19 protein-coding genes are annotated in these 25,968 nt (G+C 30.1%); 11 read left to right on the top strand and 8 right to left on the bottom strand.

Features of this window, described 5'->3' with window-relative positions:
* Positions 1-45 precede the first annotated feature (45 nt).
* On the bottom strand, positions 46-420 hold the full coding sequence (gene rpsL / locus MPF19_RS09765) for a 30S ribosomal protein S12 (protein WP_018943587.1): 375 nt from the start codon (positions 418-420) through the stop codon (positions 46-48).
* 176 nt (positions 421-596) lie between these two features.
* Here rpsL and MPF19_RS09760 point away from each other — a divergent pair, with 176 nt between their 5' ends.
* From MPF19_RS09760 to rlmB, 8 genes are all read left to right on the top strand, one after another.
* Complete coding sequence (locus MPF19_RS09760; RefSeq protein ID WP_249988067.1) at positions 597-2,261, top strand: ShlB/FhaC/HecB family hemolysin secretion/activation protein; 1,665 nt, start codon at positions 597-599, stop codon at positions 2,259-2,261.
* Between the two features lie 422 nt (positions 2,262-2,683).
* The gene (locus tag MPF19_RS09755; RefSeq protein ID WP_249988065.1) at positions 2,684-5,923 is read left to right on the top strand and encodes a SusC/RagA family TonB-linked outer membrane protein; all 3,240 of its coding nucleotides are present in this window, start codon (positions 2,684-2,686) and stop codon (positions 5,921-5,923) included.
* An 11-nt stretch (positions 5,924-5,934) separates the two neighbouring features.
* On the top strand, positions 5,935-7,494 hold the full coding sequence (locus tag MPF19_RS09750; RefSeq protein WP_249988063.1) for a SusD/RagB family nutrient-binding outer membrane lipoprotein: 1,560 nt from the start codon (positions 5,935-5,937) through the stop codon (positions 7,492-7,494).
* A gap of 652 nt (positions 7,495-8,146) precedes the next feature.
* On the top strand, positions 8,147-11,317 hold the full coding sequence (locus MPF19_RS09745; RefSeq protein WP_249988062.1) for a SusC/RagA family TonB-linked outer membrane protein: 3,171 nt from the start codon (positions 8,147-8,149) through the stop codon (positions 11,315-11,317).
* Positions 11,318-11,336: 19 nt separating this feature from the next.
* Entirely contained in the window at positions 11,337-12,719 is a 1,383-nt protein-coding gene (locus tag MPF19_RS09740) for a SusD/RagB family nutrient-binding outer membrane lipoprotein (protein WP_249988060.1), read from the top strand.
* Between the two features lie 18 nt (positions 12,720-12,737).
* Positions 12,738-13,472: a BT_2262 family domain-containing protein gene (locus MPF19_RS09735; protein ID WP_249988058.1), complete on the top strand. Its 735-nt coding sequence runs from the start codon at positions 12,738-12,740 to the stop codon at positions 13,470-13,472.
* An 18-nt stretch (positions 13,473-13,490) separates the two neighbouring features.
* Complete coding sequence (locus MPF19_RS09730; RefSeq protein ID WP_249988056.1) at positions 13,491-13,976, top strand: lipid-binding protein; 486 nt, start codon at positions 13,491-13,493, stop codon at positions 13,974-13,976.
* A gap of 89 nt (positions 13,977-14,065) precedes the next feature.
* Positions 14,066-14,827, top strand: a complete 762-nt coding sequence (gene rlmB / locus MPF19_RS09725) for a 23S rRNA (guanosine(2251)-2'-O)-methyltransferase RlmB (protein WP_249988054.1) — start codon at positions 14,066-14,068, stop codon at positions 14,825-14,827.
* 83 nt (positions 14,828-14,910) lie between these two features.
* Here rlmB and MPF19_RS09720 read toward each other — a convergent pair whose 3' ends face one another.
* Positions 14,911-15,597 (bottom strand): rhomboid family intramembrane serine protease, encoded by a 687-nt coding sequence (locus MPF19_RS09720; protein WP_249988053.1) that lies wholly within the window; start codon positions 15,595-15,597, stop codon positions 14,911-14,913.
* A gap of 77 nt (positions 15,598-15,674) precedes the next feature.
* Here MPF19_RS09720 and MPF19_RS09715 point away from each other — a divergent pair, with 77 nt between their 5' ends.
* Entirely contained in the window at positions 15,675-16,946 is a 1,272-nt protein-coding gene (locus MPF19_RS09715) for a replication-associated recombination protein A (RefSeq protein ID WP_249988051.1), read from the top strand.
* Between the two features lie 130 nt (positions 16,947-17,076).
* Here the strand turns inward: MPF19_RS09715 and MPF19_RS09710 are convergent, their stop codons facing one another.
* Both MPF19_RS09710 and MPF19_RS09705 read right to left on the bottom strand, forming a co-directional pair.
* On the bottom strand, positions 17,077-17,823 hold the full coding sequence (locus tag MPF19_RS09710) for a hypothetical protein (RefSeq protein WP_249988049.1): 747 nt from the start codon (positions 17,821-17,823) through the stop codon (positions 17,077-17,079).
* 137 nt (positions 17,824-17,960) lie between these two features.
* Positions 17,961-18,647, bottom strand: a complete 687-nt coding sequence (locus MPF19_RS09705) for a YjjG family noncanonical pyrimidine nucleotidase (protein ID WP_203392028.1) — start codon at positions 18,645-18,647, stop codon at positions 17,961-17,963.
* Between the two features lie 85 nt (positions 18,648-18,732).
* Between MPF19_RS09705 and MPF19_RS09700 the strand changes: the two genes are divergently transcribed.
* Both MPF19_RS09700 and MPF19_RS09695 read left to right on the top strand, forming a co-directional pair.
* Positions 18,733-19,938 carry an oligosaccharide flippase family protein gene (locus MPF19_RS09700; protein ID WP_249988047.1) on the top strand — a complete coding sequence of 402 codons (1,206 nt, stop codon included), beginning with the start codon at positions 18,733-18,735 and terminating at the stop codon, positions 19,936-19,938.
* Positions 19,931-20,542, top strand: a complete 612-nt coding sequence (locus MPF19_RS09695; RefSeq protein ID WP_203392026.1) for a DapH/DapD/GlmU-related protein — start codon at positions 19,931-19,933, stop codon at positions 20,540-20,542. Before MPF19_RS09700 ends, MPF19_RS09695 begins: the two co-directional genes overlap by 8 nt.
* On the opposite strand, the gene MPF19_RS09690 is transcribed toward MPF19_RS09695, so the two are convergent.
* From MPF19_RS09690 to MPF19_RS09675, 4 genes are all read right to left on the bottom strand, one after another.
* Complete coding sequence (locus MPF19_RS09690; protein WP_249988045.1) at positions 20,532-21,437, bottom strand: hypothetical protein; 906 nt, start codon at positions 21,435-21,437, stop codon at positions 20,532-20,534. The two genes, MPF19_RS09695 and MPF19_RS09690, sit on opposite strands and share 11 nt — an antisense overlap.
* Entirely contained in the window at positions 21,437-22,741 is a 1,305-nt protein-coding gene (locus MPF19_RS09685; RefSeq protein WP_203392024.1) for a polysaccharide deacetylase family protein, read from the bottom strand. Before MPF19_RS09685 ends, MPF19_RS09690 begins: the two co-directional genes overlap by 1 nt.
* A 71-nt stretch (positions 22,742-22,812) precedes the next feature.
* A complete protein-coding gene (radC, locus tag MPF19_RS09680) occupies positions 22,813-23,499 on the bottom strand; it encodes a RadC family protein (protein WP_203392023.1) in 687 nt (228 codons plus the stop codon).
* A gap of 98 nt (positions 23,500-23,597) precedes the next feature.
* A complete protein-coding gene (locus MPF19_RS09675) occupies positions 23,598-25,862 on the bottom strand; it encodes a tetratricopeptide repeat protein (RefSeq protein WP_249988044.1) in 2,265 nt (754 codons plus the stop codon).
* Between the last annotated feature and the right edge of the window lie 106 nt (positions 25,863-25,968).

Genomic DNA, 25,968 nt, shown 5'->3' with positions numbered 1-25,968 from the left:
ATTAACTACTACTCTAAAAGCTTTACAACTCTTTACCGATAACTCTTACTTCTTTGGGCGTTTTGCACCATACTTTGAACGTCTCTGGGTTCTACCCTCAACTCCCGCTGTATCTAATGCACCACGTACTACGTGATATTTAACACCTGGTAAATCTTTTACCCTTCCACCTCTAACTAATACTATCGAGTGCTCTTGTAAGTTATGTCCTTCTCCTGGAATGTATGCGTTTATCTCATTACCATTTGTCAATCTAACTCTGGCAACTTTACGCATTGCTGAATTAGGTTTTTTTGGTGTTGTAGTATAAACACGAGTACACACTCCACGTCTTTGAGGACAAGACGACAAAGCAGCCGATTTACTCTTCTTAGTTATTTTGGTTCTTCCTTTACGAACTAATTGTTGAATAGTTGGCATACTAAATTATTACTGTTTTTCGTTTATAATTAAACCTTTACTCTTTTTTAAGAGTCCGCAAATGTACAATTTTTTTCTAATTATTCAAGTATCAGCAAGTTATTTTTTCTTAATGATGATTTTTATATTGAATTTTGTGATTTTCTATTACTTTTGAACCAATTATTTTATCCATTTTGAAAAAAAGAACCACTCATTATATATATATATTACTCACCTTATACTCCATTAATGGAATCTTTGCTCAGGAATTCACTTTAGATTTAACTTCTAAAAATAAAATTGAAAAAAAAGTTTTAAATAAAATTGACTATCTAAAACTTCACAAAGACACTATTACCATAAATAAAGAAATAGTTAGAGTAACTGAATATTTAAAAAACATAGGTTATTTTACAAGCAACATAGAAAGCATAAAAAAAGCAAAAAACAAATACATTATCTCCATCAACCTAAACAAAAAGATAGAGAATGCCATTATTAGCATAAACCAAACAACAAAAAATTATTTAAAAACATCAACAGAAAAGGAAAACACCGTTACTATTCCTATTGAAAAGTTATCATCCACCCTTTCCAATATTTCTAAGAAACTAGATAAAGAAGGAAAATCATTTTCTACAGTACAATTAAAAAACATTATAATTAAAGACAAAACATTATTTGCTGATTTAATTATTAATCCTTCTAAAAAAAGAACCATTAATAAAGTGATCATTAAAGGGTATGCTAATTTCCCGAAATCGTATTTAAAAAATTACTTCAACATAAAACCATCTAGTGTTTTCAATCAAACAAAAATTAAAGAAATATCTGAAGCGACAAAAAGTTTAGACTTCATTAAAGAAATTAAATCTCCAGAAATATTATTTACAAAAGATTCTACCTTATTATATATGTACTTAAGAAAACATCCAAATAATAGTTTTGATGGAATTGTAAGTTTTGCTTCTAAAGAAAATGGAGACGTATTATTTAATGGAAATATTGACATACAACTAAATAACATTCTAAACACAGGCGAAAAGTTTGGCTTATTTTGGAATAGTATTGGAGAAGAAAAACAAGAATTAAAATTATCTACCCAAATACCCTATATTTTCAACTCGAAATTTAGTCCAGAAATGGCTTTTAACATCTATAAACAAGATTCTACATTTCTAAACTCAAAATTCGATGCCAGAATAGCGTATCACATTAACTCTAAATCAGAACTGTCATTCACTTACAATTCTGAAACCTCGGAGAACCTAAAAGAAAACCTAATAAACAATATAGAGAGTTATAGCAATTATTTTTTAGGATTTCAATTTAAATATAACGTACCTAAAAATGATTTTTTTTTAAACAACAAATTTTACGTAGATCTAAATCCTAGCTATGGTAAAAGAACAACAGATAAAAACACCACAAATCAATTTAAAATAGAATCTACCATTTCATACCTATGGGATTTAAATATACGTAATAGTATTTTTATCAAAAATAAAACAGGTTATTTAAACTCAGACACATTTATAGACAATGAACTATTTAGAATTGGAGGAGCAAATAGCATACGCGGGTTTAATGAGCAAAGCATATTCACCAACAATTACACTTATTTTAACATAGAATATAGATACCTAACATCTAAAAAATCATATTTATACACTTTAACCGACCTGGGAAGAATTAAGCTAAATTCTAAAAACGAAAATCTATTAGGTTTAGGATTGGGTTATTTATTCAATACAAATAATTCTCAAATTAACCTTAATGTTTCCGTAGGTAAAACAAACCAACAAAATATTGACTATAAAAATATTAAGTTAATCATCAACTGGAAAAACTATTTTTAAACACCACTTTTAATACATTACCCAAATATTAAGAAACAGAAATAAAAGTAAGAATACAAACGATTTGAAAAATACAAAAAACCCAATTATCAATAATATTCCAAAACATTAAAATCATTAAATATTCCACAACTAGAACCAGAGAAAAAGATCAAAATTTCTAAATAAACTAACGATTTGACTAAAATAATAAAAATATAATAATTTATTTTACATAAAAAAAACAAGCACCCCTAAAACAAACAACAATCATAAATAACACATTGTCAATTATTTAAAACTAAAAACACTCAGTAAAGTGATGATAAAACAAAAAAAACCACAACTTATACTACCATAAATCCAAACTATTTATGTTAAAAAATTGTTTTATTAAGATAAATTTAAGATTTTTGGTTCTAATTAATTCAAATAATTATACAATGAAGACAAAGTTTAATGGAATTTTAACGCTATTCTTAGCGTTGGTCGTGCAAATTTCGTTTGCACAACAAAAAAAAGTTTCTGGGACTGTATCAGACTCATCTGGTACACTACCTGGAGTAAGTGTCGCTATTGAGGGCACAAACAATGGAACTCAAACTGATTTTAACGGAAAGTATTCCATTAACTTAAAACAAGGCGATGTGCTTAGTTTTAGCTATGTAGGATATAAAACCATTCAGAAAAAGGTTACAAATTCAAGCACTATTAATGTCTCTATGATAGAAGACTCGAGTGTTTTAGATGAAATTGTTGTCACCGCATTAGGTATATCTAGAGACAAAAAGTCTTTAGGGTATTCTACACAAAAAGTAGGTGGAGAAGAATTAACCACTAACAAAAGTGGTAACTTCGTAAATGCTCTTTCTGGTAAAGCATCTGGTGTTCAGATTAAAAAGAACAATAACTTAGGTGGATCTACAAATGTTGTTATTAGAGGTAACGCTTCTATGACTGGTAGTAATCAAGCTTTATTTGTAATTGACGGTGTACCAATTAATAACACAAACACAAACTCTGCTGGTCAAGCACAAGCAAATGGAGGGTATTATGATTACGGTAATGCTGCATCAGACATTAATCCAGATGATATAGAATCCTTAAACATTCTTAAAGGGGCTGCTGCATCTGCATTATATGGGTCTAGAGCTGCAAATGGTGTAATCATGATTACCACAAAAAAAGGTAAAAATGCTAAAGGAATTGGTGTAACTATTAATTCAGGAATGTCTTTTGGTCAAATAGATAAAAGTACTTTTGCCAAATACCAAACAAAATACGGAGCAGGTTATGGTGCTTATTATGATGGTCCAGGTGGTTATTGGTACGAAGAAGATATTAACGGAAACGGAAGCAATGACCAAGTTGTTGTTTATACAGAAGACGGTTCTTACGGAGCTCCTTTTGATGGTAGCTTAGTTTACCAATGGGATTCTTTTGACCCTGATTCTCCTAATTACCAAAAATCAACGCCATGGGTTAACGCTGCAAATGGTCCAATTTCTTTCTTTGAAACTCCAGTAACAATAACGAATTCTATCTCTTTAGACAAGAGTATGGATGAAGGGTCTTATAGATTAAACTATACACAATTTGATCAAACTGGTTTAATGCCAAACAGTTCAATTAAAAAACATAATTTTTCTTTTAGTGGTAACTATAAATTAAACGATAAACTTACTGTTACTAGTTACGCTAACTATATTAAAAGTGGTGGTAAAGGGCGTAACTCTACTGGATATGGAGATAATGTTGTTGCCAACTTTAAACAATGGTGGCAAACAAATGTTGACCTTAAACAACAAAAAGATATTTATTTTGCAACAGGAAGAAACGTAACATGGAATCCCGCAACTACAGACGCAGGTTCTGCTCCTATTTTCTGGGATAACCCTTATTGGAATAGATATGAAAACTACCAAAATGATTCAAGAAATCGTTTTATTGGTAACATCTCTTTAACTTATGAATTAAAAGACTGGTTAAGCGTTACCGGTAGAATTGCAACTGATACTTATTCTGAATTACAAGAAGAAAGAAGAGCAAACGGTAGTGTTGCAAGTAGTTTTGGCGTTAGTAGAGGAAATGTAGATTCTGGTTATGCTAGAAAAAATATTCAAAACACAGAAACAAACTACGATTTAATGTTTAATTTTAATAAAGACATTAGCGATAAAGTAAACTTAAAAGGTATCTTAGGTACTAACATTAGAAGAAATGACTTAAATTTAATTCATGTATCTACAGCAGGTGGATTAAGTGTACCTAAATTATACTCATTACAAAATAGTGTAAATGCCCTACCCTTACCTTACGAAAGAGCAGAAAAAATTGGAGTAGACGGTGTTTATATTAGTGGATCTTTAGGATATGACAACATGTTGTTTTTAGACGCAACGTATAGAAGAGACCATTCATCAACTTTACCTGCAGACCATAGTACTTTTGGTTACCCATCTGTTTCAGGAAGTTTTGTATTCAATAAATTAATAGAAAAAGATTGGATTTCCTTTGGTAAAGTGAGAGCAAATTATGCTGAAGTTGGTAACAGTGCTGAGTTCGATTTCTTATATGATAGTTTTGTTGTAAACACTCCTATAGGTAGTGCTAGCACATCTGTTGGTAACATTAAGAAAAACCCAAATTTAAAACCAGAAACTACAAAAAGTATGGAACTTGGTTTAGAAATGAAATTTTTAGATAACAGAGTTGGTTTTGATGCAGCTTATTACAAAAATAATTCAGTTGACCAAATTTTTGGTGTACCTGTATCTAAAGCTACAGGATTTACTTCTAAGATACTAAATGCTGGTGAAATTGAAAATAAAGGTATTGAACTTTCTCTTTATGGTAGCCCAATTAAAACGGAAGACTTTACTTGGAACATGAATGTTAACTGGTCTAAAAATGAAAACACAGTGGTTTCTTTAGTAGACGGTATCGAAAACTTACAATTAGGAGATTTTCAAGGAGGTGTTACTTTAAATGCTAGAGTTGGACAACCTTATGGAGTTATTCAAGGAAGTGATTACACTTATATAGATGGAGAAAAAGTAGTAGATGCATCTAACGGACAATATGTTGCCACTGCTACATCAGACCAAGTAATTGGAGACATTAACCCAGAATGGAATATGGGTATTTCTAATAATTTCCAATACAAAAACTTCTCTTTAAGTTTCTTAATTGACATTCAAAAAGGAGGAAGTATATTTTCTTTAGATCAATATTACGGTCTTGCAACTGGTTTATATGCAGAAACTGCTTTTACAAATGATCTTGGAAACCCTGTAAGAAACACAATTGCAGACGGAGGTGGATTTATCAACCCTGGTGTAAATGCTGATGGTTCTACAAATACCACTAGAATCGATGCTAATAGATTTGGTGCTTTCGGTTATAGAAGAGGTTTACCAAATAAAGCTTTTGTTTACGACGCTAGTTATGTGAAATTACGTGAATTAGCAGTTACCTTTAACTTCCCACAAAAGGTTTTAGACAAAACATTCTTATCTAACGCAACAGTAAGTTTTGTTGGAACTAACTTATGGATAATCCATAAAAACACACCTCATGAAGATCCTGAAGGTGGTTTAGGAGCAGGTAACTTACAAGGTTACTCAGTTGGTTCTTTACCTACAACAAGAGATTTCGGTTTCAATGTTAAACTTCAATTTTAAAAATGAAAAAAATGAAAAAAATATTAATATTAATTGCGGCAGTAATTATTACATCTTGTTCAGACAATTTAGAAGGTCTTAACAAGAACATAAAAGATCCTTCTGCCGTTCCTGGAGAAAGTTTATTTACAGGAGCACAGAAAAATTTAGTAGACCAAATAGTTGATCTAAATGTAAACAATAATAACACCAAACTTTGGTCTCAGTACTTGCAGGAAACTACGTATACAGATGAAAGCAATTACGATCAAGTAACTCGTACAATTCCTGGTACACAATGGAGTGTTCTTTATAAAGATGTATTAAAAGATTTGGACGAAGCAGCTAAAGTTATTGAAGCAACAACATACCCTTTAGCTTCTGATGCCGAACTAAAATCGAATAAACTACAAGTAATAGAAATATTAAAAGTATATACTTATAGTATTTTAGTAGAAACTTTTGGTGATGTTCCTTATTCTGAATCTTTAGACATAGACAATTTATTACCTAAATACGATAACGGTCTTACAGTTTATAAAGACTTAGTAACAAGATTAACTGCTGCAATTAGCGCACTAGACACCTCTAAAGGTAGTTTTGACACCGCTGATAATATTTATGCAGGTGATGTTACAAGCTGGAAAAAGTTTGCAGCTTCATTAAAATTAAGAATGGGTATTTTATTATCTGACGTAGATAATGCATTCGCAAAAAGCACTGTAGAATCTGCTGTTGCAACTGGTGTATTTACAAGCAATGCAGACAATGCTAACTTTAAGTATCTGCCAGCAGATCCTAACACGCACCCTGTACACGCTAATTTAGTTTTAAGCGGCAGACATGATTTTGTTGCAGCTGAAACAATTGTAGAAATTATGCAACCTAGATCATATGAGTATTTGGAAGACACAAATGAGGATGGAACTATAGATAGTAAAGATGATAAAACTGTGGTACCAGGATCTGTAACTGTAACAGACCCTAGAATGAAATACTTTTTCTCAGACAACTATGACGCTGATAAAACCGTTTCTCAAACCGTTTATCTAGGCGGAATAATTGGTAGCACCTCTGGCTTTGCATCACACACACAAGTATCTGCAAAAGTAGAAGCAGCAGATGCTCCAGGAGTAATTTTAGATTACGCAGAAGTAGAATTTCTTTTAGCAGAAGCTAGCGCAAGAACTTTCTCCGTAGGAGGAACTACTGCAAGCCATTATAATACTGCTATTGAAGCTTCAATTTTAAATTGGGGTGGAACTGCTGCTGAAGCAACGACATACCTTGCTCAACCAACTGTTAGTTACCTAACAGCAATTGCAACAAGTACTGCTGCAATGCCATGGAAAGAAGTTATTGGTACTCAAAAATGGTTAGCTTTATACAATAGAGGTTTTGAGGCTTGGACTTCAATCAGACTTTTAGATTTTCCAGAAATGAAAACTCCATCTGATGCATTATCTGGATACCCAAATAAATATACTTATCCTGTAATAGAACAAACATTAAACAGAGCAAACTATACTTCTGCCTCTGCAGCCATTGGCTCAGACACAGCAGAACAAAAATTATTTTGGGATAAAAACTAAGTATTTATCTAATGAAATAATCTTATTTTAATAAATTTTAAAGAGACTGTCTAAAAAGGCAGTCTCTTTTTTATTGTGTTAAGAAAATAATAAATAAACAGGAACTATTTTTATTATTAAAAACAATCTAATACTATAAAGATTTTAAAACAACACCAATAAATTATTAAATAACACTTGAAATTAATAGAACAAACTACATCATTCTTTTTGCGTTGTATTTGATATTAGTAAAAAAAAACTAAGCAATCGTTTCCTTATAAATCCTCTGCACCAAAACACACTTCAAAAAGAGTTTTAAACCTCACCTAAGAGCATCAATAAAATAAAGGAAGTAGTGGTTAAAAAAGGATTAAGAATATAATACCCATAATAATTATAGCTAAATCAATTCTTTTTCACTCATTTTATCAATAAAACAGAATTCGTTTTAAAAAGAGCAATAAATAAAAAATCAATAAAAAACTAACGCAATAAATAAAAAAAGAACAAAAAAGCACTCACTATACCCCCCAAAAGAATAAAAAAACGTCTTTATTAACTATAAGATTGTTAGTTTAATATACAACACTGCAAAGTATTTGTGTTAAAAAATTGTTTTATTAAGATTAATTTAAGATTTTTGGGGTTAATTAATTCAAATAATTATACAATGAAGACAAAGTTTAATGGATTTTTGACGCTACTCTTAGCGTTAGTCGTGCAAATTTCGTTTGCACAAACAAAAACTATTTCCGGTACTGTTTCTGATGATTCAGGGGTTCTACCAGGAGTAAGTGTATTAATAAAAGGTACTGCAAAGGGTACAGAAACAGACTTTGATGGTAAATATAGTATCAATGCAAAATCTGGAGACATTTTAGTTTTTAGATATCTTGGTTACAAAGTAACTACAAAAAAAGTTGCTAATTCTAGTTCTATTAACGTAACAATGTTAGAAGATGCTAGTGTTTTAGATGAAGTTGTTGTTACAGCTTTCGGACAAAAAAGACAAAAAAGATCTACTGGTTACGCCGCAACTATAGTTACAGCAGCAGAGTTAACTAAAGTTACAACAAACAATCCTTTTGAGTCTTTATCTGGAAAAATTGCAGGTGTTGATATTACGTCTCCATCGCAACCAGGTTCTTCAACAAAAGTAATCATTCGTGGATTTAGTACTATTAAAGGTTCAAATGCTCCTTTATATATTGTTGATGGTTCACCTATTAACAACTCTGCAAATGGTTCTACTTCAGGTAGATCTTTTGATGGAGGTACTGGTATAAATGATATAGACCCTAATAATATTGCATCAATAAATGTTTTAAAAGGCGCTTCTGCTACTGCAATTTACGGATCGAGAGGTTCAACAGGTGTTATTATTATTACTACAAAAAGAGGAAAAACAAACTCTAAAGTAAAAGTAGACATTAATAGTTCAGTTGAATTTTCAGAGGTTTCTAGAATACCACATTTACAGAATAGTTTTGGACAAGGTTGGGCTGGATCAAATGAATCTGGACTACCAACAGGTGGAAATGGAGCTTCTAACGAAAATGGATCTTGGGGACCTGCATATGATAACAAAGATAGAGTGTGGGGACAGATTGTAAATGATTCTCAACAATTAAAACCTTATTCTGCTTTACCAAATAATGTAAAAGATGCATATGACATTGGAGAAACCTATACAAACTCTATTAGAATTAGTGGTGGAGGTACAAACTCTGACTTTTCTTTAGGATTTACAGACACTGATAGTGATGGAGTAATACCAACCAATTCAGATTCTTATAAAAGAAAAGCATTAAGTTTTAATGGTGGAGTAGGAAACGAAAAATTTAAAATTCGTACTGCAATTAACTTTATAAAAAAATCACAAAATGCCACAAATACAGGAAGTGGTGATGATGCTGGTCAAGGAAAAATATTCATGCAAGAATTACTTCAAGTCCCAAGAGACATAAGTATTGTTGACATGGAAGATCAAAGTAATATTTTTAATACAAACGATTGGTTTTATACACCGTATGCACAAAACCCATATTGGTCATTAAACGAAAATTCAACAAAAATAAACAGTAATAGAGTTTTTGGAAATGTGAATCTTTCATATAAATTGACACCAAAATTAACTGCTATTTGGCAAATGAGTATGGATTTAACCAACCAAAAAGTAAAAAGTCATGGTGCAGTGGTTAAATATTCTGAAGGATCTGCACAAGATCTTTTGGCTGTAAATGAAGTTGTTGGAGGTGTTAGTGAATCACAAGTTGAAAGAGTTGAATACGATACTTATGGTGTTATTAACTATGATAATGACATAAATGATAATTTAAATATTGCTGCAACACTTGGAGCTACTTTTAATCAAAGATCAACAGATTATCTTGGATCAACAATTTCAATATTAGATATTCCTAATTATTATGAATTATCTAATAGTGCGGTACCTCCAGTAATAACTCAAAACAACACATTAAGAAGAACTTATGGGGTATTTGCATCTGCAACTGCATCTTATAAAAATCGTTTATTTTTAACTGCAACTGCAAGGAATGATTGGTCATCTACACTTCCTGTTGAGAATAATTCTTATTTTTACCCATCAGTTTCTGTAAGTGGAATCGTTTTAGATGATACTGAATCATTTCTAAAATTAAGAGGAGGGTTAGCACAAGTAGCAAATGATACAGATCCATACAATACTGAATCAACTTTGGTGAAAGCTAATGCTGGTGCTTATTTTGGTAATATCACTTTCCCTATAAATGGTGTAAATTCATTTGAATTGTCAAGTCAATTAGGTAACAATACACTATTACCTGAGATTACCACTGAATATGAAGTTGGATTAGAAGGTAGATTCTTTAATAATAGAATATCAATCGATGCTGCTTACTATGATAAACAAACCAAAGATTTATTAATTGATAGAGTATTACCAAGATCAACAGGTTATTCACAAGTAACAGGTAATTTTGCAGACGTATCTAATAAAGGTATAGAATTATTATTAAGTGGGTACCCAGTAAAAACAAATGATTTTAGTTGGGAAATGACTTATACTTTTACAAAAAACAAAAATGAAGTTACCGATTTAAAAGGAGCTGATAGACTTTCTATTCAAAGTGCCTATGGTACAACTCTTTATGCCGAAATTGGTAGACCACTGGGAGTATTTAGATTTGCAGGAGCTGAAACAACAGATTCAGGTCAAACTATTGTAAATCCATCTACAGGATTTCCAGTTTTAGGAACAGAAGAAAAAGAACTTGGAACGTCTCAGAGAGATTTTGTAATGGGATTACAAAATAGTTTTAAATATAAAAACTTTACTTTATCTTTTAGTATGGACTACAAGAAAGGTGGTGTAATGTATTCTTATACTAATAGACTTCTTAATTTTACAGGTAGTGCAATTTCTACTACATATAATGATCGTAATCCATTTATTATACCTAACTCAGTTATTGATAACAACGATGGTACTTATTCAGAAAACTCTACACCAGTAACTTTTGGAGGAGTAACAGATTATTTTGGTACAGGAAGTAACCCTGCATACGAAGCTAACCATACTATTGATAAAACCTTTGCTAGGCTAAGAGATCTTTCTTTATCATATAATTTTCCAAGCTCTGTAATAGACGCAATGGGAGTATCAAGGTTTTCTGTAACTTTCTATGGTAAAAACCTTGCTTTATGGACACCAAATGAAAACCCTTATGTAGATCCTGAAGTATCTACTTATGGTAGTGATTTATCTAGTGAATTCGGAGAGTTTGCTGGTAACCCAGCACAAAGAGCTTATGGTATGAGTTTTAAAGTATCTTTTTAAATAATTAAAAATAATAAAAATGAAAAAAATAATTTATTCTCTATTAAGTTTATTAATCTTATTTTCATCATGTGATGACCAGTTAGATATAAACAGAGACCCAGATTTACTTTCACCTGAAGGGGTTGAATTTGCTACACAATTACCTGCAGGTATTGCAGGAATAGCAGGTGCTCAAGGTGCTGAATTCGCAATAATTGGAGGAATGTGGTCACAGTTCTTTACACAGAGTAATGCTGCAAACCAATATAGAACAATTGATGCTTATCAAATTGGTTCTACCAATTTTAATGGCCCATGGGCAAATATGTTTGATGCATTAGGTGATATTAGAAATATTAAAAGAAATGCTTTAATTCAACAAAACTGGAACTATTTTTTAATAGCAACCGTTTTGGAAAGTTATGGCTCTCAAATCTTAGCGGATTGGTATGATCAAATACCATATGCTGAAGCAAATGATTTAACAAACTTTACACCAACATTTAATACTGGTGAGGAAGTATATGATTTAATGATTGCAGATTTAGATACCGCACTATCAAAAAACCTATCAACTTCTCAAGGGAGTACTCCTTCAAATGATGACTTTGTTTTTGGTGGTGATATGACTAAATGGGTTCAATTTGCAAATACATTAAAACTAAAAATACTTCTTAGACAAAGTAAAGCAAGAACTAGTGTTGCTTCTGGAGCTGCAAGTTTATCAAATTTTCTTGCAGAAGATGCATCAATGCATAATTTTGTAGACTTACCTAATAATAGTAATCCTCTTTATGAAAGTGATAGAAGACAATTAAATACTAGCACAAATCTAAGAGCTAGTGCAACTATGCATACATATCTTTCAGATAAGGGAGATTCTAGGTTAAATTCATTTTATGCCGCAGGTGCTCCGTTAGCACAAGGAGATTATTCTAGCACAGCTTCTCCTGTTGGTATATCTGTGGTAGAATTATCACCAACTACTCCTGTTTATTTTATTAGTAAGGAAGAAAGCTTATTTTTACAAGCAGAAGCCGATTTAAGATACAAATCAGGCGCAAATGCAAAAGCATTATATGATGCAGCTGTATTAGCAAATTTTAGTAAATGGGGCCTAGATGGATCGATTTATATAGCTTCTGGAGGAGCTTATGAATATCCATCAGCAGGAACACTTGAACAAAAAGTGGAAGCAATTATAACTCAAAAATGGATATCATCATTTCCTGGTAATGGATTTGAATCCTTTTTTGAACATAACAGAACAGGATATCCAACTGGATTTACATATTCTGTTAATGGTGCTACAGGTAATGTTTTTCCTCAGCGTTTAGAGTTTCCAAATTCTGAAGTTATTAACAATACTAATACACCAGAAATAATTAAGATTACAGAACCTGTTTGGTGGGCTAATTAATTAAAAAAAAATAAAACAATGAAAAAAATATCAATTTATATAACACTAATAGCAGTTGCACTAATAGCTAATGGCTGTGTTGAGAATGATTCTTATGACATCTCTGAAGTAACAAACTTTGCAGTTTTTACATTATCAGGAGATCAGGAAGTTTTATTGAAAAATGGAACAGAATACGTAGAACCTGGTGCTACAGCTTTAGAAGCAGGCCAACCAGTAGAAGTAACTACAACTATGTCAGCGGGACTATACAGAGGGTTACCTTTTAGTAAAGATGTTTCAGACATTTATACTGTTTCTTATTCAGCAGAAAATAAAGATGGTTTTTTAGCTTCTTCAGGAAGAACTATTATAATTGGTGATAAGGGAGACCTTGTAACTGATCTATCGGGTGTTTATGTTTCTTCAGTTTCAAGAAACGGAACAACATCTGATCAATATCAGAATATGGAATATGTAATGATTTGGAAAAAATCAGATGGTATATATCAAATTTCAGATGGTATTGGAGCATGGTACGAATTAGGAAGAGTTCTTGGTACTGGTTATGGTGCCCCAGGAGCTACAATTAAAGTAAATGGGCCAAATGATTTTTCAATAGAAAATAAAGATTTTGATGTAAAAACATTTGGTGGAGATGCAGAAATGTTAGAATTTACAGTTGATGCTGCTGCTAAAACAATTGATTTCAAAACTGATTGGAGAGATGGAGCATATGTTTTTGAAGTACATTTAGAACAACTTCAATTTTAATTAAAAACAAAATATAAAATGAAAAATATTAAAATATTAAAAATAACACTTTTCTTAACATTGATACTAGGATTTACATCATGTGATGAAGGAGGTGATCCTGATCCAGGAGCTACATCTGTAGTTGAAATGGCAGGGGATTGGTTTGTACAAGTGAATGGAACAGGAGACTATTACCACCTTAGTACATATAACACAGCTAATGATGACGGAACAGAAATGTGGATTGAAGATTTTGGAACATTTTGGGAATTTAAAGCCAAAACACCAGTAAATACAAATGATTTATCATTTGGTGGATCTGATTTAGCTAGTGATTATGAAGGTTACAAAATAACTATAGATATCACTAATGCCAACATTAGTAAAGGAACAGCGGTTACCTCTGGAGGTAATACTTCTGATGGAATCTCTTTAGATATAACATTCTCTGATGATACTTCAGCAACGATATACAACCTTGTAGGTTATAAAAGAACAGGGTTCTCAGAAGATGAACATTAATCTAGTTTAAAACCTATTATCTAAACCACCTCTTAAAGAGGTGGTTTTTTTTTGTCTAATATTTTCAATAATTAACATACCTTTGCACTATGACAACAGAAACTACACCAACTACCAATATTTTTGGTATTAGAGCCATAATTGAAGCCATAGAAAGTGGTTCTTCAATTAATAAAATATACTTACAAAAAGGACTAAGAGGAGAATTGTTTTACGAACTGAATAAGTTAATTAAAACAAACAACCTTACTACAAGTATGGTTCCTGTAGAAAAATTAGACAGATTATCTAAAAACAGTAATCATCAAGGTGCTGTTGCTCAAATATCTCCTGTAGAGTTTTACGATTTAGAAGAATTGATTGAAAAAACAGTAGAAGAAGGAAAAACTCCTTTATTTTTATTATTAGATCAAGTATCTGATGTACGTAATTTTGGTGCCATTATTAGAACGGCAGAATGTTCTGGAGTTAATGGAATTGTTATTCAGAAAAACGGAAGTGCTCCCGTAAATGCCGAAACTATAAAAACCTCAGCAGGTGCCGCTTTTAAAATTCCTATTTGTAAAGTAGATCACATTAAAGATGCTATCTTTTTATTACAAGCATCAGAAATTAAAACAGTTGCTGCCACTGAAAAAACTGAAGATTCTATATATGATGTTGATTTTAAACAACCCATGGCAATTATTATGGGATCTGAACATAGAGGAGTAAATCCTTCCATCTTAAAAATGGTAGATTATAAAGCAAAATTACCTTTGCTAGGAGAAATAGCTTCTTTAAATGTATCTGTAGCTTGCGGTGTTTTCTTATATGAAACGGTTAGACAAAGAATAGCAGTTAGCAGTTAGCAGTTAGCAGTTAGCAGTTAGCAGTTAGCAAAAATAATAAAATCACTATGATACATTTTATCAAAGTGATTTTTTATTTTAATCTATAAATTATCCTCAATTCTTTCATCACCTAACTCCCCCTCTATTCTTGGCGGAGCAAAATTACCATGTTCATCAAACAAAGTATCAAATTCTGTTTCTGTAAATTGATGCTCTTCTTTTACAATTCCCTTATGTCTATAAAGAATTGCAAAAATAACACCTACTAGAAAACCAGATAGATGTCCTTCCCAAGAAATACCTTCTTTTATAGGAAACACATACCAAATCATGCTTCCGTAAAGAAATATAATTATTAAAGATAAGGCCACCAATCTATAGTGTCTTTTAATAATTCCACTAAAAAAAACAAAACTAAAAAGGAGGTATACAATTCCACTTGCTCCAATATGATACGATTCTCTAGCAATACACCAAGTTAGAAAACCTGTAAAAAAACCACCAAGAAGTAATACTTTATACGCTACATCTTTATAAAAATAAAAAAGACTACTTAAAAGTACAAATAAAGGAATAGAATTATTAAAAAGGTGACTAACATTGCTATGTATAAAATGTGTTAGGAAAACACCTCTAAACCCCACCAAAGTCCTTGGATAAACTCCGTATTTATTAAAATTTAAATCAAATTGAATTTCAATCCAATAAATAAACCAAATTGCTACAATGTATGCAACCGGAATTAAGAAAATTGATTTAGATATTTTTAATTGATCCTGTTCTTTCATCAAGCATAAAAATAACAAAAATAGAACCAATTTAGATTTTTACAATTTCTGTCAGAAATCTTTATTATTTTTACTGAATGAATGAACCTTTGGCAGAAAGAATTAGACCTAAAACTCTTGAAGACTATATCAGTCAGCAACATTTAGTAGGTAAAACGGGTATTTTAACCAACTTAATTAAAAAAGGAATTATTCCTTCGTTAATTTTATGGGGACCTCCTGGAATTGGTAAAACCACACTTGCCAATATTATTGCTACAGAATCTAAACGTCCATTTTATACTTTAAGTGCTATTAGTTCTGGTGTAAAAGATGTAAGAGAAATAATAGAAAAGGCTAAAAAAAGCGGTGGTTTATTCACTGTTAAAAATCCGATTCTTTTTATTGATGAAATTCATAGATTTAGTAAATCTCAACAAGACTCTCTTTTAGGAGCTGTAGAAAAAGGTTGGGTAACATTAATTGGTGCTACTACAGAAAACCCTAGTTTCGAGGTGATTCCCGCCCTACTCTCTCGTTGTCAGGTTTATATTCTAAATTCTTTTGATAAAACAGATCTTGTTGCTCTTTTACATAGAGCTATGGAAAAAGATGCCCTTTTATCAACCAAAAAAATAATTTTAAAGGAAACGGATGCATTGTTACAGGTTTCTGGAGGAGATGCCAGAAAGCTTTTAAATATTTTCGAATTATTAGTTTCTGCTGATGATGAAATTGAAATAACTAATGATTTAGTGTTAGCAAAAATCCAGAAAAATACCGTTAGGTACGATAAAACGGGTGAGCAACATTATGATATTATTTCTGCTTTTATAAAATCTATACGAGGTAGCGACCCAAATGCCGCTGTTTATTGGTTGGCTAGAATGATTGAAGGTGGTGAAGATGTAAAATTTATTGCTAGAAGGCTATTAATTTTAGCTTCGGAAGATATTGGTAATGCCAACCCAACTGCATTAATTTTAGCAAATAATACTTTTCAAGCAGTTTCTGTTATTGGTCATCCAGAATCTAGAATTATATTAAGTCAATGTGCCATTTATTTAGCAAATTCCGCTAAAAGTAATGCTTCTTATATGGCCATTAATGAAGCGCAAAGTTTGGTTCAAAAAACAGGAGATTTATCTATTCCACTTCATTTAAGAAATGCTCCTACAAAATTAATGAAAGATTTAGATTATGGTAAAGAATATAAATATTCGCACAACTACCCAAATAACTTTATAGAACAACAATTTTTACCCGATGAAATAGCCGGAACAAAATTATATGAACCAGGCAACAACGCAAGAGAAAATCAATTTAGAGAAACCTTAAAGAATAGATGGAAAGACAGTTATAAATATTAAATAATAATAGATTTATTATTTGCAAAAAAAAAGATGTCATCAGAAATTATTTCCAGATGACATCTTTTTTTACTATAAAATGAGGTTTTAAAAAACCAAATTTTATTAAATTTAAATTTGTTATGGACTATTAAAACTTAATAACGTAATGTTTTATTACTAATTCTTCATTTTCATAATATTCCGCTACCCAGTTATTACCGTTTTTGTAGATAATTCCATTTTTATCTTTTATCACAAAAACATCTTTTACATTTGTTTTTAAAATCTGAAAAACAACTGCAGGAGTAGTATCTACTAACTGAAAACCATTCTTTTTAGCTTGACTATACAAAACCTCTAAACTACCTTTTGGAACAGCAATTTCTTTAGAAACCATTTTTTGAACAGCCAATACTTCTTCCACCACTAAACCTGCATCTTTAATAGATTCTTCTTGTAATGGAGTATAATTATACTCTAAATCTACCATAGAATCATAAGCATCTCTAATAGCTTCTTGATAGGATTTTTTATAATCTTTCTCTTTACTTTTACCTAGTTCAGAACTATATAAAACGTTTCCATTACAATCTTGCATTTCTATTTTACTTTTAACTGTAAACATGCTAGAATCATCAATAACAATTGCAGTTAATGCTTTGCATCTATTTAGCATTAAATCTTGAGGTAATTTTTCATTACTTAAAAAAACATCAAACCCTTTTTTCTTTAAAAGAAACTTTGTTAAAGAACTTGTTTGATATTGATCTGGAGTCTTTAAAAAATCGAAACGTTCTGGTACAATTACATATTTGTAATTATTTATTTTTTCTTGTTGACTAAATGCTGATATTGTTATTAAAAACAAAAAACTACATATTATTTTTTTAATCATTTTAATTGAATATTAAATTAATTTCTCATTGAAGAGATCTATTATTTGCTGATGCAATATCGCTAAATTGTATGATATTTTAGGTTATTCTGTATAAATTAACTTTTCTTTATATTAAATAGAAAACGTTATTTAAGCTAAAGATATTGTTTAATTTCTAAAAGTGTTTTTACAGAAATTAACTCATTGTTATTAAATGAATTATTCTCAAAATTGCAATAAATAGCTTGCATCCCTACATTTATAGCTCCTTCTATATCTGCCTCTAAATTATCGCCAATCATAACTGAATTGCTTTTATCTGCATTTGCAAGTTCTAAAGCATAGTTAAACACTTTTGCATTTGGTTTTTTAACCCCTACAGATTCTGAAGTAATAATTTTATCAAAATAATGATATATATTAGAACTCATCATTTTCTTATGCTGTACTTCGTCAAAACCATTGGTAATAATATGTAATGTATACTTTCTTTTTAAATAATCTAAAATCTCAAATGTTCCATCAAAAAGATGATTAAAATGAGGTAGAAATTCTAAATAATTTATAGCAATTTCATCTATTAAATCATCTGAAATTGTATAATTTAAAGCATCAAAACTTTTTTTTAATCTGCCATATCTTAACTCTTCTTTAGTTACTTTTTCTTCTCTATATAATTTCCAATATTTAAAATTTAGAGGTTTATAAACAGTTAAAAAAGAATCGATACTTACCAAAATACTATGTTTGGTAAAAACTTTCTGAAAAGCTAAATCTGAGTTTTTTTCGAAATCCCATAAAGTGTGATCTAAATCGAAAAAGACGTGTTGTATATTTTTCATTTACATTATATTTGAACAAAGAAACTATTTGAAAGCTAAAATACACAAAAACCCATTATCTTTTTTTTATAAAAACATTCTTATAATGTTTAGAGGAACTATAATTGCACAAATTATAGCGGTTATTGGAACAGTTTTTCTAGCAAAAATGTATGGAGAAGAAGCCTATGGATTTTTTGGCGTTTTTATAAGTATTGTTGGTATTGTATCTATAATTACAACATTACAATTAGATAAATGTATTATTATTGCTAAAGATAAAAACGAAAGTATAAATTGGTATAATTTTTTATTGATTTTAATTCCATTTTTATCAATAGTTATCATACTTATTCTACTTCTTACATCAAATTACTTTTTTGAAGAAAAACTTTCTATACATATTATTTTTATATCTATAGTTGGTGCCTTATTGTTTGCATATAACCTCGTTAACGAAAGTTTTTTCACCTTTAAAAAAGAATTTTCGACCATTTCTAATGCCAGGGTTTTTTTTACAATTAGCAATGTAGCCTTACAAATGTTACTTTATAGTTTTTATAATCTATTAGGTTTAATCATTGGTTTTTTAATTTCTCAACTGCTTTTATTAGTTTATTATTTATTCAGAAATAAAAGTGAGTTTTCTATACCAAATTTTAGAAAAATAAGAAAAGGCATCAATTCTAATGCCTCCATTGTAAAATATTTGCTACCTTCTAACACTATTAATGGTTTAGCAACTAATTTAATGCCTATCTTAATCCTTAGTTTCTTCGGAGCAAAAGAAGCAGGAGTTTACTTTTTTAGCATCAAAATTTTAGGAACTCCCTTATCTCTAATTTCTACTTCTATTTCTCAAGTTTTCTTTCAAAAATCTTCTGAACTTTTTAAAGAAAATAAAAATGAATTGTATAAACTTACTAAAAGAATTGTACGTACAAATCTTATTATAATGTTTGGGTTTCTTGTTCTAATAAATACAATTGGACTATACATTTTAGAACTGTATTTAGGTGAGAAATGGCTTAACTTAAAAACTTATACTTTAATTCTATCTATACTTATCTTTGCAAGAGCTTCTTTTAACCCCATAAGTAGTTTAATTGTGGTTTTAAATAAAAATTTAGAAAGTTTAATTTTTAATAGTTATTTGTTTGTAATTAATATAATTGCAATTTATGTTGGATATTTTTATTTAGATATTACCATAACAATTATAATTCTTGCTATTTTTGGTGGAATAGGTTATTTAGTATTACTCGCCTATTTTTTAAATCATTTAAAACAGCTTGTAAAAAATAATGTTTAAAAAACTAGATTTCTTCTTTTTTGGATGGATTATAAATTTTTTATATCCAGAATATTACAGACCTAAATATGGTTACCAACGTTATTATATTTTATTTTTTCATTACTTAATACCTCAGAAACTATTTAGATTAAATCCAAAAGTAAAATGGCCTGTTCATTTTACTTCAAAAGTACATTCTCCAGAAAAAATATCAAAAGGAATTCTTTGTGATCCAGGTGATAATATTCACAACTACATTCAAGCGAGTAACGGAATTATTTTTGGTAGTAATATAGAACTAGCTCCAGGTGTTTCTATTATTTCCTCTAATCATGATGGTGATAATTTAACAAATCATATAAAGGGGAATCCAATTATTATTGGTGATAATGTTTGGATTGGTGCAAATACTACCATTTTACCAGAAGTAAAAATTGGTAATAATGTAATTATTGGAGCAAACTCTGTAGTTGTAAAAGACATCCCTTCTAATTCTATTGCTGTTGGGAATCCTTGTAAAGTAATTAAAGAAAAAAAGAGCTATTCAGAAGATTTTTCTAAATTAATTTTCAATAAAAAAATACCCAAACAATTTGAAAGGTTCATCAATATTACTTCTTAAAAAGTTTTAATAAAAAAGGTAGGTTATTGTATTTTATCTGTGGATATTTTAAAGTAGAAGCTCCAAAACTTAAAAAATATTTTGCAATAGTCTGTAGTGATGATCCTCCAAAGTTAAAAACACTAAAATTCTTTTCAAACTTATAAATTGCACGGTCAATTAAAAAAGTATTCGCACCATTTTTTCGGTTTTTAAAATCTGTAGATGACACCAAAATTGTAACCTTTTTTTTATATTTCAGAAAAAAACCTGATGCCACCAAATTATCATCTTTATCATAAATAGAAAGAATTTCTCCTACCTTTTTTTCTAAACAAATAGTAATTAGTTTTTTAAGAACATCATAATCTCTCTCAACAATATATGGAGTTCTTTTACCTACATTATTTTTAAAAAGTTCAATTAACTCTTCAGAATTATCATTCCATTTCTCTATTAAATCTAACTTTTTTGCTTTGGCTACATCTTTTCTTCTATCTTTTCTATAGTTATTAAAAAGAGCTGCATAATCATTTTCCATTAATAAAATCTGCAATTCACTCTCTCTTTCATAAGCCTTAAACATAGAAAAAGAATTGTAGGTATTTGTTCTAGTTTCTGCAAATTTAAAATCATTAAACAATTCAATTAAAAATTCATTTTCATCTACAACCTCTATAGAATAAACACCTAATTGAATTAACCAAAAAGGGGGATACACATATTTAATAAATAGCTTTTTTTTCCAAGGAATTGGCATTACCGCTTTATAATCATCTAAAACCAAAACATCCCAATTATCTGCAACAATATCTAAATACCAAGAATATCCGTAAATATTGGACTGCAAAGAATTATCAATACAAGCATCATATTTTACTACTTCTAAATCTTTCCTTTTAACATATCGAATCATTACGAAACTGCTATTTTAACCATAGATTCATACAATCTTTTCCAACCTTTCCAACGTAAATAATCACTTAAACTTTCATTATGAAATAAAGTAATAAAACAGCCATTAACCGCTTTTACTTCGTTTTTTATATCTCTAATTCTACCTAAAGATTGTTTAGGAGTTAGTTTCATATAATCATTTAAAGTAGTATCCATTAAGGCAAAAGGAAATACTTTTAAAGGTGTTTGAATTTCGAAATCTAAATCGTAAAAATAAAAAGGAGTACATGTACTTGCCCTAAAACCAACATTGCTTGCATACCCCATAGAATAATCTTCTTCTACTTCTAAATCTATTAAATTTTGATAGGTGTCTGGTAAACTAAAGCGTAAATAATGTTGTCTAGATCTTTGAATTGGTGAATTAATAATTTCTTCTAATCTGTGTTTTTCTTTTTTTAATAAAGGAGCATTGTTCATCGTAAAATAAGAAGGATGCAAACCAACTTTGGCATAATCTACCATTTCTTTAATTAGTAATCTATACTTTCTTTTAGATGCAGAGACATTGGTATCGAAAGTAGTATAATCTCCAATTAAAAAGAAAAAAATAGTTTTAACATCTTGTTCTCTTCTAACTTTTAAAATTCTATGAAAAGTATCAAAAGGATCATTTTTAATATTAAAAGTCACAGCAAAGCGATTCCAAACATTAAGTATTCTTAAATGAACTAAATCATTTAAAAAACCACCTACGCTTCTTACTAAACTCTTATATTTATAAGCGTAAGCATTATCTATATCTATCGTAGAAATAAATTTGTATTCACGTTTTTTATATTCATAATCTGGAAACTTTTCTTTTAAAGCATCTAATAATTTATACGCCCAAATATCTACTACTGGCTTTTCTAAAAAACGATGCTTATACGCTAAACTTTGGTCTGCAGTATAACGTCCATGAATATCCTTTACATGTGGTAAATACTCCTCATATCTAGTAATTAGATAGAAACTTGCCGCAAAAACATCAAAAGGAATAGAAGATTTTGGCCCGGTTTTAAAGAAACAAGGAACTTCATCCCATTTTTGAATAGAAATCTCCATATCATTAACACCTTGTTCAAATAATAAACTGTTACTTTTTACAAAAAACTCATTCCCTAATGGTGTTTTTGTATAGGTCATTTTAGGCCCATTAAAAGCCACAAATTCTTCAACTTTAGAAGTAAAATCTACAGGAATTAATAAAGTTCTTGTAAGAATGTGCTTAAAGATATAACGAACTCTCGGTGTAATTTTATGTGTGTAAACTAGTATCATGTTTTATTTAGTTGGCAGTTTTCAGTCCTCAGTATTCAGTGATGTACTGACTGAAAACTGTCTACTGAAGACTATAAGTACCCTTCATCTGCAAAGCTAAAATACGCTTTTTCAGTAATTATTAAATGATCTAAGAGTTTTATATCTAAAGTGTTTCCTGCTTCTTTAATTTTTTGAGTAAGTTGTTTATCGGCATTACTAGGTTGCAATTTCCCTGAAGGGTGGTTATGACATACAATCATTGCTACAGATGCCAATTCTAAGGCTCTTTTAAACAACAATCTAACATCTACCACAGTAGCTGTTAAACCTCCTTTGCTTATCTGACTTTTAGCTAAAACTTTGTTCGAATTATTTAAAAACAACACCCAAAATTCTTCGTGCTCTAAATCCCCTATAACAGGTTGCATTACATTAAAACCATCTTTACTACTGGTAATCTTAGGTTTTTCTAAGGCAATTTCTAACTGCCGTCTTTTTCCTATTTCTAAAGCCGTAATAATAGCAATTGCCTTTGCTTCTCCTATGCCTTTAAATGTTGTTAATTTTTCTACGGATAATTTTGCAAGCTCGTTTATGTTGCCATCTACAGCTTGTAAAATTCTTTTAGAAAGAGCTACTGCGCTTTCTTGTCTATTACCAGAACCAATAAGGATTGCTATTAATTCTGCATCAGAAAGTGCTGCCTTTCCTTTTGCCAACAGTTTTTCTCTTGGTCTATCATCTAAAGCCCAAGATTTAATAGTTAACTTTTCCATTTTCTTTTTTTATAAAAATACAAAATTGAAAGTTAACTATTTTGATAAGTTCTAAAATTAGAAGCTAAATAACACTAACTAAAGCTAGTAAAAAATCATTATAATTGATTTAAAAAATTTCTATATTGCTGATTGTTTGGATACAAATCAATTAATGTTTGTACAATATTTTTCGCTTTTTCATTTTGATCAGACTTAGAATATAAATAAGCCAACGCATACAATAAACCTTCATTTGTACCTTCTACCTTAAGACCAGAAACCAAGGCTTTTTCTCCATTTTTATAATCTTTCTTTTTATCATATAATAAACCCAGATTATAATAAACACGAATATTATCTGGCATTATTTTCGATGCCTTCTTAAGCTGAACAATTGCTTCATCTACTCTATTTAATTCTGCATACATTAAAGCTAAAGAATAATAAACAGGCCCATATTTTGGTTCTTGTTCAATAACAATCTTAAAAGCATCTTCTGCCTTCTTATACTCTTTATTATTGTAATATAATGTAGCTAAACTTATTCTGATTTGATTATTGATATTATCAATTGACAAGGCACTTTCAAAACTTTCTATAGCTTTTGCCATATTACCTTGTTTCAAATAATAATCTCCTCTTTTCATTCTTGATCCTACAAAATCTGCATTTGTTTTTAAATTTAAGTAGAACTCTTTCTTTACTTTAGCATAACTCTCTTTGTAAACTTCAGGAATATCTGCTTCTTTTACGCCTCCTAATCCATAAAAAGCTTTAATTCTAATACTTCTTTTTGGATCTTCTAAAAGTGGTAAAAAATATGCCGTATAGTCTGTGCTATTTACACTACTTAAAACATCTACACTAGCACCTCTTACTAAGGCAGAATCATCATTTAAAAGAGAAATATAATCTTGCACAAAATTTTGCGCATTATAATTAGACAATACTTTTGTGGCAGAAGCTCTTACTAATTCTGGTTGATGTTTGTCATGCATCAATTCAATTAACCCCACATGTCCGTTAGGTTGCATGGTAATTCCTGGTGCTAATTTATCTGAAAAATGAATAGAATCTACTTCTCCAAATAGTTTTTTAAAGCTTTTGGCCGCCCAAACATCGTCTTTATCTTTATGACAACCTGCACATGCATTTGGCGTTCCGTATTTAACACTTAAATCTGGTCTAGGTATTCTAAAACTATGGTCTCTTCTAAAATCATTTCCCATATAAAATCTACCAGGCATGTGGCAATTTATACATTTTGCACCATCTGTATTTGGTTGATGAAAATGATGTTCTGGTGTATCAAATGTTTCTGGTGCATGACATTGGGCACACAATTTATTTCCATCAAACTTTAGTTTTAACGTGTGTGCATCGTGGCAATTCGTACAAGTAACATCATTATTATACATCTTGCTCTGTAAAAAAGAACCATACACATAATCTTCATCTAAAATTTGGCCGTCTGCTTGATACAAAGGGGCTTCTAATAATTGTGGATAATAATGATCTAAAAGTGTCCCTTCAAAATTAAAAAACTCAGAAAACTGCTCTCTTCTCATGTGGCAACGAGCACATTCATCTACCAATTCTCTTGGTGCAGTATCTGTAGTCATTTGAAAAGTTCCGCTTGCAACATATTTTTCACCAAATTCAGCTACATCGGCAACATGTTGTTTTCCTGGCCCGTGACAAGCTTCACAGTTTACATTAATAATTGCAAACTTAGTATCATAACTATGCGTTTTCTCTTCGTAATTTTTACGAACATTTGTAGAGTGACAGTCGGCACACATATTATTCCAATTTAAACCGCCTCTAGACCAATGCAACCATTCTGAGTGCACAACCTTAAAATCTGGATATAAATCAAACCATTTATTTTTAACAGAATCCCATGCAGTTCTTAAACATTGATAATGTCCATTAGGAAATTGCACAATGAATTGTTGCAAAGGTGTAACACCAAAAGTATAAACAATTTTATAATCATGATTTTCACCATCTGGTCCTTCTGTATTTACATAAAAATCCGTATCCTTTTTGTAGAAGTGAGAAGTAACTCCTTGACTTACGAATTTTTTATTATTAAAATCACCTAAAACAGAAACACTATCTGCAATTTGCATGGCTTTATCATGATCTGATCCTTTCCATTTTTTAAACTGATCTTGATGACATTCTTTACATTTTTGATCTCCTAAAAAATGATCATCAGGAATCATTTTACCCGAAAGAAAAACACCATCATCTTTAGTAACTTCCTTGTATTCAACTTTTTTATCACAAGAAGAAAAAGAAATAATACAGAAAAATATGATTGAATAAAAACTTGCTTTTAAAAGGACTGATGAGCGTAAATGATTTAATTTCACAAAATGTGTTTTATATTTTTGAGTGGTAAATCTAAAGTTTCTATTTTATAGAAAAAAAGATATTTATCAGTTTTTTATAGAAAAAAATGAATTGTAATTCATTTTC

This window comes from Polaribacter sp. Z014 (genome assembly GCF_023555435.1).
Classification (GTDB): Bacteria; Bacteroidota; Bacteroidia; order Flavobacteriales; family Flavobacteriaceae; genus Polaribacter.
The sequence above is the reverse complement of the archived record's forward strand: the minus strand, read 5'-3'. Positions and strand labels throughout refer to the sequence as shown.